This is a genomic window from Micromonospora sp. AMSO31t (assembly GCF_008868175.1).
Classification (GTDB): domain Bacteria; phylum Actinomycetota; class Actinomycetes; order Mycobacteriales; family Micromonosporaceae; genus Micromonospora.
This window is the reverse complement of record NZ_WBKT01000047.1, coordinates 1-14,103: the sequence shown is the minus strand read 5'-3', so window position 1 is coordinate 14,103 and position 14,103 is coordinate 1. Positions and strand designations below refer to the sequence as shown.

The window sequence follows — 14,103 nt, the reverse complement described above, 5'->3', positions numbered from 1 at the left end:
GCCGGGACGCCCAACCGGCCCGGTCGGGACCGGCCCAGCGTACCTGCGGGGACGGCCGGCGGGTGACGGGCCGGTCCCCGGGCCGTCCCGGACACGCCGGCCGGAAGTGGCCGGCCCCGGCGGGTGTCGGTCCGCGCCAGTAGGCTTCCCGACGTGCTGGACACCCTCGACGCCGCCGCGGTGCGCCGCTGGTGCGCGAGCGGACTGGCCGCCCTCCAGCGCCACCAGGGCGAGATCGACGAGCTCAACGTCTACCCGGTCCCCGACGGCGACACCGGCACCAACCTGGTGCTCACCCTCACCTCGGCCCAGCAGGCCCTCGCCATGGACCTGGACACCCTCCCCGACGACGGGCACACCCCGCACGGCCACGCCCTGCGGCTCATGGCCCGGGGCGCGCTGCTGGGGGCGCGGGGCAACTCCGGGGTGATCCTCTCGCAGATCCTGCGCGCCTTCGCCGACGCGCTCGCCGCCGCGCCGGCGGTCCGCGGCCGGCACCTCGCCGCCGCGCTGGCCGACGCCACCACCGCCGCCTACGCCGCGGTCGCCCACCCGGTCGAGGGCACCCTGCTCAGCGTGGTCGCCGCCGCCGCCCGCGCGGCCGAGCGGGCGGACACCGACGACCTGCGCGCGGTGGCCCGGGCGGCGGCCGGCGAGGCGGCCCGCGCGCTGGCGCGTACCCCCGAGCAGTTGCCCGCGCTCGCCCGGGCCGGCGTGGTCGACGCCGGCGGGCGTGGCCTCTGCCTCCTGCTCGACGCGCTGGTCGAGGTGGTCACCGGGGAGAGCCCGCGGCAGCCGGCGTCCGCGCCGCCCGCGGCCCGCGTGCCCGCCACCGCCGTCCGGGAGACCGGGTCCCCGGCGTACGCCTACGAGGTGCAGTACCTGCTCGACGCCACCGACGAGGCGGTGGCCCGGCTGCGCGGCGAGCTGGACGCCCTCGGCGACTCCCTGGTGATCGTCGGCGACAGCGGAACATGGAACGTGCACGTGCACGTCAACGACGTCGGGGCGGCCGTCGAGGCCGGCGTGGTGGCCGGAAGGCCGCACCGGATCACGGTGACCCGGTTCGCCGACCAGGCGGCTCCGGCGCCGGCGCCCCCGGCGGCGCGGCCCGACGGCCGGGCCGCCGTGGTGGTGGCCACCGGCGCCGGCATCGCCGAGCTGCTCGGCGCCGAGGGCGCCACCGTGGTGCCGGCCAACCCGTCCACCGGCGAGCTGCTCGACGCGATCCGGGCCACGGGCGCCGCCCGGGTGGTGGTGCTGCCCAACGACCCCAACACCCAGTCGGTGGCGAGCGCCGCCGCCCGGGAGGCGCACGGGCTCGGGGTGAAGGTGAGCGTGGTGCCCACCCGGTCCCCGGTGCAGGCCCTCGCCGCCCTCGCCGTGCGGGACCCGAAGCGGCGCTTCGAGGACGACGTCATCGCCATGGCCGAGGCCGCCGGCGCCTGCCGCTACGCCGAGGTCTGCCACGCGAGCAGGGAGGCGCTCACCGTGGCCGGGCCGTGCCGGCCGGGCGACGTGCTGGCGCTCGTCGAGGGCGAGGTGCACCTCATCGGCACCGACCTGCTCGGCACCTGCACCGCCGTGGTCGACCGGATGCTCGGCGGCGGCGGCGAGCTGGTCACCCTGCTCTGCGGGGCGGACGCCCCCGCCGGGCTGGCCGACCGCGTCCGCGAGCACGTCGAGCGGTCCTGGCCGTTCGTCGAGGTGCAGGCGTACGAGGGCGGGCAGCCGCACTATCCGCTCCTGCTGGGGGTCGAATGACGAGCGAACCGGCCACCGTGGACACCCCGCTCAAGAAGCTGGTCGGGGAGCGCACGGCCAAGGCCCTGGCGAGCCACCTCGACCTGCACACGGCCGGCGACCTGATCTACCACTTCCCCCGCCGCTACGACGAGCGCGGCGAGCACACCGACATCCGCTCGCTGGACGTGGGGGAGCAGGTCACCGTGCTGGCCCAGGTGCAGCGCACCGCGGTCCGGCCGATGCGGCAGCGCCGGGGCAACCTGCTGGAGGTCACCGTCGGCGACGGCTCCGGCGGGGTGCTCACCTGCACCTTCTTCGGCAACCAGGCGTGGCGGGAGCGGGAGCTGCGCCCCGGCCGCTGGGGGCTGTTCGCCGGCAAGGTCACCGAGTTCCGGGGCAAGCGGCAGCTCAACGGCCCGGAATACGTGCTGCTCGGCGAGGGCGGCGACGGCGAGGCGGCGGCCAACGAGGAGGTCGAGGAGTTCGCCGGGGCGCTCATCCCGGTCTACCCGGCCGCGGCGGCCGTGCCGACCTGGGTGATCGCCCGCTGCGTGCGGGTGGTGCTGGACACGTTCACCCCGCCGGAGGATCCGCTGCCGGCCACCGTGCGGGCCAGCCGCAACCTGGTCGGCATCGGCGCCGCGCTGCGCGAGATCCACCGGCCGACCAGCAAGGAGGAGCTCTACACAGCACGCCGCCGGCTCAAGTGGGACGAGGCGTTCGCCGTGCAGCTCACCCTGGTGCAGCGCAAGCACCGGGCCGCGGCCTGGCCGGCGAAGGCCCGGCCGGCGAAGCCGGGCGGCCTGCTCGACGCGTTCGACGCCCGGCTGCCCTACGAGCTGACCTCCGGCCAGCAGGCCGTCGGCCGGGAGATCGCCGCCGACCTGGCCACCGCGCACCCGATGCACCGGCTGCTCCAGGGCGAGGTGGGCTCCGGCAAGACGGTCGTCGCGCTGCGGGCCATGCTCCAGGTCGTCGACGCCGGCGGGCAGGCCGCGCTGCTCGCCCCGACCGAGGTGCTCGCCGCCCAGCACCACCGGGGCATGCTCGACCTGCTCGGCCCGCTCGCCCGGGCCGGTGAGCTTGGCGCCGCCGACGACGCCACCCGGGTGGAGCTGGTCACCGGCTCGCTGGGCGCGGCCGCCCGCCGCCGGGCCCTCACCGAGGTGGCCGAGGGGCGGGCCGGCATCGTGCTCGGCACCCACGCCCTGCTCTACGAGGGGGTCGACTTCGCCGACCTGGGGCTCGTGGTGGTCGACGAGCAGCACCGGTTCGGCGTGGAGCAGCGGGACGCCCTGCGGGCCAAGGCCGACCAGCCGCCCCACGTGCTCGTCATGACCGCCACCCCGATCCCGCGCACGGTCGCCATGACCGTCTACGGCGACCTGGAGATCTCCACCCTGTCCCAGCTGCCGCAGGGCCGCTCGCCGATCGCCTCCCACGTGGTGCCGGCCGCCGAGAAGCCCGCCTTCCTCGACCGGGCCTGGCGCCGGCTGCGCGAGGAGGTCGGCAAGGGACACCAGGCGTACGTGGTGTGCCCTCGCATCGGTGAGGGTCCGGCCTCGGACGAGGAGGCGCCCCGCGAGGACGACAACGGCCGCCGACCCCCGCTCGCGGTGACCGAGGTGGCCCCGCTGCTCGCCGAGGGGCCGCTGCACGGGCTGCGGATCGGGGTGCTGCACGGGCGGCTGCCGGCCGACGAGAAGGACTCGGTGATGCGCTCGTTCGCCGCCGGCGACCTCGACGTGCTGGTGGCGACCACGGTGGTCGAGGTGGGGGTCAACGTGCCCAACGCCACCGTGATGATCGTGCTGGACGCCGACCGGTTCGGCGTCTCCCAGCTGCACCAGCTGCGCGGCCGGGTGGGCCGGGGCTCGGCCGCCGGCCTCTGCCTGCTGGTCAGCGAGGCGATGGAGGGCTCCTCGGCCCGGGAACGCCTCGACGCCGTCGCCTCCACCACCGACGGGTTCAAGCTCGCCGAGCTGGACCTGGAACAGCGCCGGGAGGGCGACGTGCTGGGCGCGACCCAGTCCGGCCGCCGGTCCCACCTGCGCCTGCTGTCGCTGCTGCGCGACACCGACCTGATCCGGGACGCCCGGGCCGAGGCGATCGCCCTGGTCGAGGAGGATCCGGAGCTGGCCCGGCACCCGGCGCTGGCCGCCTCGGTCGCGGCCCTGGTCGACGAGGAGCGGGCCGAATATCTGGAGAAGGGCTGACCGGCCGGGTCCCCACCGGACGACCGGCCGGGCCTAGGCTCGGGCGATGCCCACTCCTTCCCTCGACCGTGGTGTCCTTCTGGTGGCCCGGGGCGACGACCTCCAGGTGGAGCGGGTCGCCGGCCAGGCCGATGCCGAGTCCTCCTGCACCCGGGCGACCCGGTTCCAGATCGCCTCGATCAGCAAGCAGATGACGGCCGCCGCGGTGCTGCTCCTCGCCGGGCGGGGTGCGTTACGCCTGGACGATCCGGTCAACCGCTGGCTGCCCCGCCCGCCGTCCGCCTGGTCCGGGATCACCCTGCACCACCTGCTCACCCACACCTCGGGCCTGGGCCACTGGGACGACTACCCGATGATCGACCTGGCCGCGCCGGTCGAGCCGGACGAGTTGCTGGCCGCGTTCGCCAAGCTGCCGCCGCTGTTCGCACCCAACGCCTCCTGGCACTACAGCAGCCCGGCCTACGTCCTGCTGGCCCGGGCCGTCGAGCGGGCGGCCGACCGCCCGTACGCCGCGTTCCTCGCCGACGAGGTCTTCGCGCCGCTCGGCATGACGGGCAGCTTCGCCGGTGCCGCCGCCGGGCGGGGCGACGTGGCGACGGGGCACGAGGGTGGCCGGCCGGTACCGTCCTGGGACCTGGACACGGTGAACGTCGGCGCCGGGGACGTCTGGTGCACCGGGGTGGACCTGCTCACCTGGCTCGACGTGTCGCGCCGGGGGCGGCTGCTGGGGCCGGCCGCCGTGGCCACGATGATCACCCCGCACGCGCCCACCGGCCGTCCCGGCGAGGCGTACGGATACGGCTGCTTCGTCGGCCCGCTGGCCGGGGAGCGGGCGGTCCACCACTCCGGGGACAACGGCGGCTACAAGGCCTTCGCCGCCTGGTTCCCCGACTCGGACCGCCGCGTGGTGCTGCTGACCAACCAGGCCGAGGTCGACTTCGCGCTGGTGGAGGCGGCCCTGAAGTGAGGCGAGGGCGCGCCGACCGGGTGGCCGGCGCGCCCTCGGATCAGGCGTGGGTCAGGCGGTGAAGCGGATCCGGCGACGGCGGGCCATGACGAACAGCACCGCACCGGCGGCGAGCAGCACGGCGGCGCCGGCCACGATGCCGCCGGTCGCCGCGCCGGTCAGCGGCAGGGTCGGGCCCTCGGGCTCGCCGCCACCCTGGCCGGGCGTGCAGTCCTTCGGCTTCTCCCAGGCGATCGGCCCGGAGTCGTCCAGGCCTTCGGCCGTCGGGGTCACCTTCAGGCCCTCGAACGCCTTGAACTGGACGGTCTTGGTCTCATCCGGCCGCACCACGAGCTTCTTCGCGTCGCCCTTGTTCGGGGTGAAGGTGATCTCGACGGTCCTGCCGTCCTTCGGGTTCTCGATCTGGAAGATCAGCTCGTCGCAGGTGGACCGGTAGCCGCCCGACGGCTCGCCCGGCTGCACGCAGTTCTTGGCCGCGGCCGGCTTGTCGTCGAAGAGGGGCTGCTCCTGGCCGGCCTCGGTCACCCTGATGTGGGCCGCGTTCTTGGCGGGAACGGGGATCGGCAGGCTCTTGCCCGGCGCGACCTGCGCGGTCCTGCTGAAGTCACCGCTGCCGGCGACGGTGAAGGAGGCCTCCTTGGTGGCCTCCTCGCCGTTCTGCAGCTTCACCACGACGTCGCTCGTGCAGTCGGAGGTCACCGTGACGGTCGGGTTGGCCTTGGCCGGCGGGGGAGTGACGACCTTGTCGCAGCTCTCGCTGAACCGGATGGACCCGCTCTTGTCGTCGTTCTCCCGGAACTCGTTGTCCCACTCGGTCCGGACCGTCAGCGACGCCTCGGTGGTGTCGCCCGCCAGGCGGGCGGTGCCGACCAGCGGCTCCGAGACCTGGTGCGGGTACGAGTCATCCTCGGTGGCCTGGATGCCGTCGATGGTGAACGGCGAGGTGGTCTCGCCCTTCCTGCTGCTGGCCTCGGCCTTGGTGAGCTTGTAGCTGGTCACGCCGCCGGGCGCGTACGTGCGAACGGTCCAGGTGGTGACCCATTCGCCCTTGGCGGTGTCACATTCGGCCGTGACCTTGACTTCGCTGTGGTGAGCGCTGGCAGGGGCGGCGACTACCGCGACGCCCGCGAGGCCGATCAGCGCGCCGGCCGTGAGGACGGCGGCACGCCGGAGGTGGAGACGAATCACGCCTACTCCTGATGAGGGGAGGATGGGGGAGTGCGGCGGACGGACCGGAGTCACGCGTCCGCACGACAATCGGGCAGACCCTAGCGAGATCGACAGCACGGGCGTTACCGCAACCGACGGGTCGTAAAGGGACTGTTATAGATTTGAGATCATTGATGTACGAGCCGTGACGGGTCATCGCCGCGGGGTGGTCTGCGCACCCCAATCCGGACATCGCGTAGCGTCGGGGCATGCGGAGGGAGCGACGGTGACCCGGATCGTGGGCGGGACGCTCGGCGGCCGGCGGATCGCCGCCCCGCCCGGCGCCGGCACCCGGCCGACCTCCGACCGGGTCCGGGAAGCGCTGTTCAGCGCCGTGCAGGCCGAGCTGGACCTCGACGGGGCGCGCGTCGCCGACCTCTACGCCGGCTCCGGCGCGGTCGGGCTGGAGGCGCTGTCCCGGGGTGCCGCGCACGTGCTGCTCGTCGAGTCCGACGCCCGGGCCGCCCGGGTGATCCGGGAGAACGTCGCCGCGCTCCGGGCCGCCCCGGCCGCCCGTCTGGTCACCGGCAAGGTGGCGACCGTGCTCGCCGCCGGCCCGGACGGCGGGACGTACGACCTGGTCTTCGCCGACCCGCCCTACGCCGTACCCGACAGCGAGATCACCGCGATGCTGGCCGCGCTGGTCGGCGGCGGCTGGCTGGCCCCGGACGCCCTGGTGGTCGTCGAGCGGTCCAGCCGCACCGGCCCGGTCGGGTGGGTGGAAGGCGTCACTGCCGAGCGCAGCCGCCGTTACGGCGAGACCACCCTTTGGTACGGTCGCCGATCATGAGACGTGCGGTCTGTCCCGGCTCGTTCGACCCGGTCACCAACGGACACCTCGACATCATCGGCCGGGCGAGCCGGCTCTTCGACGAGGTGATCGTCGGCGTGCTGGTCAACCAGTCGAAGCAGGGACTGTTCACGGTCGAGGAGCGGATCGACATGCTCCGCGAGGTGACCGCCTCGTACGACAACGTGCGGGTGGAGTCGTTCCGCGGGCTGCTTGTCGACTTCTGCCGCGCCCAGCACGCGAGCGTGCTGATCAAGGGCCTGCGCGCGGTCAGCGACTTCGACTACGAGCTCCAGATGGCCCAGATGAACATCGGTTTGGCCGGCGTGGAGACCCTCTTCATGCCGACGAACCCCCTCTACTCGTTCCTCTCCTCCAGCCTGGTCAAGGATGTCGCCAAGTGGGGCGGCGACATCTCCGCGCACGTCCCGGACCTGGTCCGCGAGGAGCTGGTGGCCCGGCTCCACCGCTGACCGGCCCGCCGGCTCCGCGGGCGACGCGCCGGGCGGGGGCGGGTGGCGCGGCGCTGGCCGACGCGCGACATGATGTGTGCAGCGCCGAACCCGGGCGCAGGCCGCATCATGAAGGTCGGCCGACGAACGACAGGAGTGAGGTACCGGTGGACCCGCTCGATCGCATCGACGAACTGATCGCCATGGTGGAGCAGGCCCGCTCCGTGCCGATGTCACGCAACAACTGCATGGTCGACCGGGGCGAGATGATCGCCGCCCTGGACGAGCTGCGCGTGGAGCTTCCCGCCGACCTGCGCCGGGCCGCCGCGCTGCTGGAGGAGCGGGACAAGATCATGGAGGCCGGCAAGCGCGAGGCCGACCGGATCATCAGCGAGGGTGAGGCGGAACACGCCCGCCTGGTCTCGGTGAACGAGATCACCGTCTCCGCCGAGCACGAGGGCGCCCGGATCATCGCCGAGGCCCGGGCCGAGGCGCAGCGCCTGCGGGACGAGGTCGACGACTACGTCGACACCGCCCTGGCCAACTTCGAGCAGTTCCTGACCCGGGCGCTCGCCTCGATAGAGCGTGGCCGGGACAAGATGCACGCGCTGCGGGAGATCGGCACGTTCGCTGGGGACGAGGCGGACCGCCCGCTACCCTTCTGAGCGGCACGCGGGCCGGCGGCCGACAGCCGGCAGCCGCCGGGCCGGGCGGCGACGCCCCCGGTTAGACGGTTCGCGGGTCGCCCAGGTAACCTTTTTTGTCGGCCTCTCACCGGCCGGAGTCTAACTATGCCCAAACACTCGCCAAGCCAACTCGACCCCAGGTCGCCGCTGGTCCTCGACACGAGGGAACTGCCGCGCCGGCCTGGCGCGTTGCGTACGCATCGGCAAGTCGTGCCGGCACCGGCGGACCTCGGCGTGGAGTTGATCAAAGTGCCGGAGGGCGCGGACCTCGACCTCGACCTGAGGATGGAGTCGGTGTCCGAGGGCGTGCTCGTCTCCGGGACCGTCACCGGTCCCGTCAAGGGCGAGTGCGGGCGCTGCCTGCGCGAGATCGACGACTCGGTGGCCGTGACGATCCAGGAGCTGTACGCGTACGAGAACAGCACCACGGACGACACGACCGACGAGGACGAGGTGGGCCGGATGCAGGGCGATCTGATCGACCTGGAGCCGGCGCTGCGGGATGCGGTGGTGCTCGCACTGCCGAACAACCCGCTCTGCCGGGAGGACTGCCCAGGCCTGTGCCCCGACTGCGGGGTGCACTGGGACGATCTGCCGTCCGACCACAGTCACCAGCAGGTCGACCCGCGTTGGGCGGGCCTGTCGCAACTGACCCGTAAAGAGGAGTAAGAACCGTGGCCGTCCCCAAGCGCAAGATGTCGCGCAGCAACACCCGCGCCCGCCGGGCGAACTGGAAGGCCGCGGTTGTGGCGACCGTTGCCTGCCCGCAGTGCAAGTCGGCCAAGCTGCCGCACGCCGCCTGCTCCGTCTGCGGCACCTACAACGGCCGCCAGGTCCTCGAGGTCTGACCGCCGAGTGACGTCCCCGACCCCCGGTCGGGTGGCGCACGCACCACGGCTTTCGCCCGGTGCCCCGGCTCCCTCCGCCGCCGGCCGTTCCCCGGCCGGCGCGCCGACGGAGCCGGGCGCCGCGCGGATCGCCGTCGACCTCCTCGGCGGGGACGATGCTCCCGCCGTCGTGGTTGACGGCGCTCTGCGGGCGGTGCGTACCGACCCTGACCTGCATCTGCTGCTCGTCGGACCGACCGAGGTCGCCGACGGGCTGATCGGTGCGCTCGACCCGGAGCAGCGTGGCCGGGTCACCGTCCGCCCGGTGCGGACCGCCGTCGGCATGGCCGACCACCCCACCGCCGCGCGCGGGGAGAGCACCGTCCGCGCGGCCGTGCACGCCGTCCGCGACGGGTTCGCCGACGCGCTCGTCTCCGCCGGCTCGACCGGCGCCACCGTCACCGCCGCCGCGCTCGGCCTCGGTCGCTGGACCGGGGTGCGCCGGCCCGCCCTGGTGGCCACCCTGCCCGCCGTCGACGGGCCGGTGGTGCTGCTGGACGTCGGCGGCACCCTGGAACCCGGACCCGCCACCCTGGCCCGGCACGCCGTGCTCGGCGCCGCCTACGCGGCCGTGGCGCACGCCGTCGCCGCGCCCCGCGTCGGGCTGCTCTCCGTGGGCACCGAGGCGGGCAAGGGCGACCGCCTGCGCCGCTCCGCCGACCCCGCCCTCGCGGCCGTGCCGCTGCCGTGCGGCGCCCGCTACATCGGCCTGGTCGAGGGGTACGACGTCTCCCTGGGCTCCCGCGCCGACGTGGTGGTGACCGACGGCTTCACCGGCAACGTGCTGCTCAAGGCCATCGAGGGCGCGTACGCGATGGCCGGTGGCCCCCCGGCGAGCGGCGGCGCTCCCCGCGCGGCGGCCCTGCTCGGGGTGGCCGGCACCGTGGTGGTCTGCCACGGCGCGGCCCGGCCCGACGACGTCGCCTCCGGCATCGCCCTCGCCGCCCACCTGTGGCGACGGGGCGCCACCGACACCATCTCGACCCTGCTGGACGCTGTCCCGCACGATCCCGCACCTGACCGCAACGACACCGAGGTAGCACCATGACCAACGACAAGCGGCGGCGTGCTCCCGTCGGCCACCTGGAGACGGCCTTCGGGGTGTCGCTCGACCCGGACCTGCTGGAGCGCGCGCTGACCCACCGCTCGTACGCGTACGAGAACGGTGGCCTGCCCACCAACGAGCGGCTGGAGTTCCTCGGCGACTCGGTCCTCGGCGTGGTGATCACCACGGCGCTCTTCCACAACCACCCGGACCTGCCCGAGGGTCAGCTCGCCAAGCTGCGGGCCAGCGTGGTCAACATGCGTGCCCTCGCCGACGTGGCGCGCGGCCTCGGCCCGGACGGGCTGGGCGCGTACCTGCTGCTCGGCAAGGGCGAGGAGGCCACCGGCGGCCGGGACAAGGCCAGCATCCTGGCCGACACCCTGGAGGCGCTGCTCGGCGCGATCTACCTCCAGTACGGCCTGGACACCGCGGCCCTCGTGATCCACCGCCTGTTCGACCCGCTGATGGCGGAGTCGGCCGGCCGGGGCGCGGCGCTGGACTGGAAGACCAGCCTCCAGGAGCTGACCGCCGCGCTGGGGCTGGGCGTTCCGGAATACCGGATCGAGGGCACCGGCCCGGACCACCTCAAGACCTTCACGGCCTGGGTGGTGGTGGCCGGCAACCGCTACGGCGGCGCGGAGGGGCGCAGCAAGAAGGAGGCCGAGCAGCGGGCCGCCGAGTCGGCCTGGCGGGTGCTGACCGAGCAGGCCGAGGCGGAGGCCGCCGCGAAGGCCGCCGCCGACGAGGCGGCGGGCGACCCCGCCGAGACGGGCGCCGGCCGTGCCTGAGCTGCCCGAGGTCGAGACCGTCCGGCAGGGGCTGGCCGAGTGGGTCGTCGGCCGGCGGATCAGCGCCGTCGAGGTGCGCCACCCCCGGGCGGTCCGCCGGCACGAGCCGGGCGGTGAGCACTTCGCCGACGTGCTGACCGGCCGGACGATCACCGATGTCCGGCGCCGGGGCAAGTACCTGTGGCTGCCGCTGGACAGCGGGGACGCCATCATCGGGCACCTCGGCATGTCCGGCCAGCTGCTGCTCCAGCCGGTCGGCGCGGCCGACGAGCTGCACCTGCGGGTCCGGTTCCGGTTCGCCGACGACGGCCCGGAGCTGCGCTTCGTCGACCAGCGCACGTTCGGCGGGCTGTCCGTCTCGGAGGGCGGGGCGGAGCTGCCGGCCGAGATCGCGCACATCGCCCGGGACCCCATGGACCCGGAGTTCTCCGACACCGGCTTCGTGGCCGCGCTGCGGAAGCGGCGCACCGAGGTGAAGCGGGCGCTGCTCGACCAGACGCTCATCTCCGGCGTCGGCAACATCTACGCCGACGAGGCGCTCTGGCGGGCCGGGCTGCACGGCGCCCGGCCGACCGACGCGCTGACCGGCCCGGCGGCCACCCGGCTGCTCGGCCACGTCCGGGACGTGCTCGGCGAGGCGATCAAGCAGGGCGGCACGAGCTTCGACGAGCTGTACGTCAACGTCAACGGCGAGAGCGGCTACTTCGACCGGTCGTTGAACGCGTACGGCCGGGAGGGGGAGCCCTGCCCGCGGTGCGGGGCGCCGATCCGGCGCGAGGCGTTCATGAACCGGTCGTCCTACAGTTGCCCGCGCTGCCAGCCCCGCCCCCGGGGCACCCTCCGGGGATGACCCCGAGCCGGCTCGGGGTTGCGCGCGTGTGCCTCGCCGGCCGCTGCCCGGCGGGTCCCCCGGTCGTACCCTGAAAATCCCGTTCTGTCCGGTTGGCCGACCCGGTTCGGGCCGCCCGGCCGGAGCCTGCCGCATGGGGGACGAGCGGGGGCCGTTCCCGGATGTCCGGGCCCGGCCCGCTCCCTAGCGTCAGCAGAGGTCGGCACGGGGCCGACCGCTGGAGGGGGTCCCAGGTATGGGCAGGCGACCGGTGACCGTGCGGCTGGCACGGTGGAGTGCGGAGCACCCGTGGCGAGCCATCGCGCTCTGGGTGGTGTTCGTGGCGGTGTGCTTCGTCGGCGGCAACGCCGCCGGCCTGAACGAGGCGACCGACGACGACCAGGCGATCGGCGAGTTCGGGCGGGCCCAGCTGATCGTTGACAGTGGCGGCTTCCACGAGCCGGCCACCGAGAACGTGCTGATCACGCCCCGCTCGGGCACACTCGACCCGGCCGCCGCGAAGGCCGCCGCCGACGACGCGGCGACCCGGCTGCGGCAGGTCGACGGTGTGACCTCGGTGGGCGCGCCGATGCCGTCCCGGGACGGCAACGCCGTGCTCGTGCCGATCACCATGTCGGGCGACCCGGAGACCGCCTCCGACCGGGTGCAGCCGCTGCGCGACACCACCGCGAAGGTCCAGGAGTCGCACCCGGCGCTGCGGGTCGAGCAGGTGGGCGGCCCGTCCATCGGCCAGGCGCTCGACGACACCCTCGGCAAGGACTTCAAGCGCGCCGAGCTGCTCAGCCTGCCGGTCACCCTGGCCATCCTGATCATCGCGTTCGGCGCGCTCATCGCGGCCGGCGTGCCGGTGCTGCTCGCGCTCTCCTCGGTGGCCGCGGCCATGGGCCTCTCCACCCTCGCCTCGCACCTGGTGCCGGCCACCGACACGACGGCCAGCGTCATCCTGCTGATCGGCATGGCGGTTGGCGTGGACTACTCGCTGTTCTACGTCCGGCGGGAACGCGAGGAGCGGGCCAAGGGGCGTTCCAGGCTCGACGCCGTGGAGATCGCGGCGGAGACCTCCGGGCACGCCGTGGTGGTCTCCGGCACCGCCGTGATCATCTCCATGGCCGGGCTGCTGCTCGCCCAGGACGCCATCTTCTCGTCGCTCGCCGTCGGCTCGATCCTCGTGGTCGCGGTCGCGGTGATCGGCTCGCTGACCGTCCTGCCGGCGCTCCTGGCGAAGCTGGGCCGCTGGGTCGACCGGCCCCGGGTGCCGCTGCTGTGGCGGCTCACCGCCCCGCGCGTCGGGCGGCACGGCCAGCCGGCCCGGCCCCGCTTCTGGCCGGCCGTGCTGAAGCCGGCGCTGCGCGCGCCGGTGGCCACCCTGGTGGTGTCGGTCGGGCTGCTGCTCGCCTTGGCCGCCCCGGCGCTCGGCATGAAGCTGAAGTTCCCCGGCATGGAGGACGTGCCCCGCACCACGGCGGCCATGCAGGCGTACGACCGGCTCACCGCGGCCTTCCCGAGCAACGGCACCAGCCACACGGTGGCCGTGCGGGCGCCGGCCGAGCAGGCCGACCGGGTGCAGGCCGCGCTCACCGGGCTGGCCGACCGGGCCGCCGCCGACCCGCTCTTCGCGCCGGCCGAGGGGGACGGCCCGAAGATCCAGGTGTCGGCCGACCGGCGGGTGTCGGTGCTGGAGGTGGCCACCCCGTACGCGAGCCGCACCGACGAGGCGTCCCGCTCCCTGCACGAGCTGCGCCAGGACCTCGTTCCGGCCGCGCTGGGCGGCATCCCGGGCGTCGAGTACGCGGTCGGCGGCGGCGTGGCGGCCAGCGAGGACTACGCCGACCACATCTGGGCGAAGCTGCCCCTGGTGGCGGCCTTCGTCCTGGCGCTGACCTTCCTCGTGATGGCCTGGACGTTCCGCTCGGTGGTGGTGGCGCTCACCTCGATCCTGCTGAACCTGCTCTCCGCCGGGGCCGCGTACGGCCTCCTGGTGCTGGTCTTCCAGGGCGACTGGGCGGAAGGGCTGCTCGGCTTCACCTCGATGGACGCGATCGTCACCTGGCTGCCGATGTTCCTGTTCGTGGTGCTGTTCGGGCTCTCCATGGACTACCACGTCTTCGTGGTCAGCCGGATCCGCGAGGGCATCCGCCAGGGGATGACCAACAAGGACGCCGTGGCGTACGGGATCACCTCCTCGGCGGGGGTGGTGACCAGCGCGGCGATCGTCATGGTCGGGGTCTTCTCGATCTTCGCGACGCTGAGCACCATCGACTTCAAGCAGCTCGGCATCGGGCTGGCCGCGGCGATCCTGCTGGACGCCACGATCATCCGGGCGGTGGTGCTGCCCTCGCTGATGACCCTGCTGGGCGACGCGAACTGGTGGGCGCCGCGGTTCCTGCGCGGCCGGGCGGCGACCCCGCCGGCCGAGCCGCCGGCGCCGGCCCCGGAGCTGGTCGGCGTGCGCTGAGTCGGGGGGACG

Annotated in this window: 13 protein-coding genes; 12 read left to right on the top strand and 1 reads right to left on the bottom strand. The window is 74.3% G+C overall.

Annotated features, from left to right (window positions below; genetic code table 11):
- The first annotated feature begins 153 nt into the window (after nt 1–153).
- From F8274_RS13430 to F8274_RS13420, 3 genes are read left to right on the top strand one after another with little or no spacing between them, the layout of a single operon-like run.
- Complete coding sequence (locus F8274_RS13430; protein ID WP_151462635.1) at nt 154–1,764, top strand: DAK2 domain-containing protein; 1,611 nt, start codon at nt 154–156, stop codon at nt 1,762–1,764.
- The gene (recG, locus tag F8274_RS13425) at nt 1,761–3,962 is read left to right on the top strand and encodes an ATP-dependent DNA helicase RecG (RefSeq protein WP_151462634.1); all 2,202 of its coding nucleotides are present in this window, start codon (nt 1,761–1,763) and stop codon (nt 3,960–3,962) included. Before F8274_RS13430 ends, recG begins: the two co-directional genes overlap by 4 nt.
- Before the next feature lie 46 nt (nt 3,963–4,008).
- A complete protein-coding gene (locus F8274_RS13420; RefSeq protein WP_151462633.1) occupies nt 4,009–4,929 on the top strand; it encodes a serine hydrolase in 921 nt (306 codons plus the stop codon).
- Between the two features lie 51 nt (nt 4,930–4,980).
- On the opposite strand, the gene F8274_RS13415 is transcribed toward F8274_RS13420, so the two are convergent.
- Nucleotides 4,981–6,117 carry a cell wall anchor protein gene (locus tag F8274_RS13415; protein WP_151462632.1) on the bottom strand — a complete coding sequence of 379 codons (1,137 nt, stop codon included), beginning with the start codon at nt 6,115–6,117 and terminating at the stop codon, nt 4,981–4,983.
- Between the two features lie 247 nt (nt 6,118–6,364).
- Between F8274_RS13415 and rsmD the strand changes: the two genes are divergently transcribed.
- The 9 genes from rsmD to F8274_RS13370 all read left to right on the top strand — a co-directional run bounded on the left by rsmD (nt 6,365) and on the right by F8274_RS13370 (nt 14,091).
- The gene (gene rsmD / locus F8274_RS13410; RefSeq protein WP_151462631.1) at nt 6,365–6,928 is read left to right on the top strand and encodes a 16S rRNA (guanine(966)-N(2))-methyltransferase RsmD; all 564 of its coding nucleotides are present in this window, start codon (nt 6,365–6,367) and stop codon (nt 6,926–6,928) included.
- The gene (gene coaD / locus F8274_RS13405) at nt 6,925–7,401 is read left to right on the top strand and encodes a pantetheine-phosphate adenylyltransferase (RefSeq protein ID WP_151462630.1); all 477 of its coding nucleotides are present in this window, start codon (nt 6,925–6,927) and stop codon (nt 7,399–7,401) included. The genes rsmD and coaD overlap by 4 nt, the downstream gene beginning before the upstream one ends.
- Before the next feature lie 146 nt (nt 7,402–7,547).
- Entirely contained in the window at nt 7,548–8,045 is a 498-nt protein-coding gene (locus tag F8274_RS13400; protein ID WP_091269033.1) for a hypothetical protein, read from the top strand.
- Nucleotides 8,046–8,171: 126 nt separating this feature from the next.
- Nucleotides 8,172–8,735: a DUF177 domain-containing protein gene (locus tag F8274_RS13395; protein ID WP_151462629.1), complete on the top strand. Its 564-nt coding sequence runs from the start codon at nt 8,172–8,174 to the stop codon at nt 8,733–8,735.
- 5 nt (nt 8,736–8,740) lie between these two features.
- Entirely contained in the window at nt 8,741–8,914 is a 174-nt protein-coding gene (rpmF, locus tag F8274_RS13390) for a 50S ribosomal protein L32 (protein ID WP_091096818.1), read from the top strand.
- 127 nt (nt 8,915–9,041) lie between these two features.
- Complete coding sequence (locus F8274_RS13385) at nt 9,042–10,001, top strand: phosphate acyltransferase PlsX (RefSeq protein ID WP_225853773.1); 960 nt, start codon at nt 9,042–9,044, stop codon at nt 9,999–10,001.
- The gene (rnc, locus tag F8274_RS13380; protein WP_151462627.1) at nt 9,998–10,786 is read left to right on the top strand and encodes a ribonuclease III; all 789 of its coding nucleotides are present in this window, start codon (nt 9,998–10,000) and stop codon (nt 10,784–10,786) included. Before F8274_RS13385 ends, rnc begins: the two co-directional genes overlap by 4 nt.
- Entirely contained in the window at nt 10,779–11,636 is an 858-nt protein-coding gene (gene mutM, locus F8274_RS13375; RefSeq protein WP_151462626.1) for a bifunctional DNA-formamidopyrimidine glycosylase/DNA-(apurinic or apyrimidinic site) lyase, read from the top strand. Before rnc ends, mutM begins: the two co-directional genes overlap by 8 nt.
- A 235-nt stretch (nt 11,637–11,871) precedes the next feature.
- Nucleotides 11,872–14,091 (top strand): MMPL family transporter, encoded by a 2,220-nt coding sequence (locus F8274_RS13370; RefSeq protein WP_151462625.1) that lies wholly within the window; start codon nt 11,872–11,874, stop codon nt 14,089–14,091.
- The last annotated feature ends 12 nt before the right edge of the window (nt 14,092–14,103 follow it).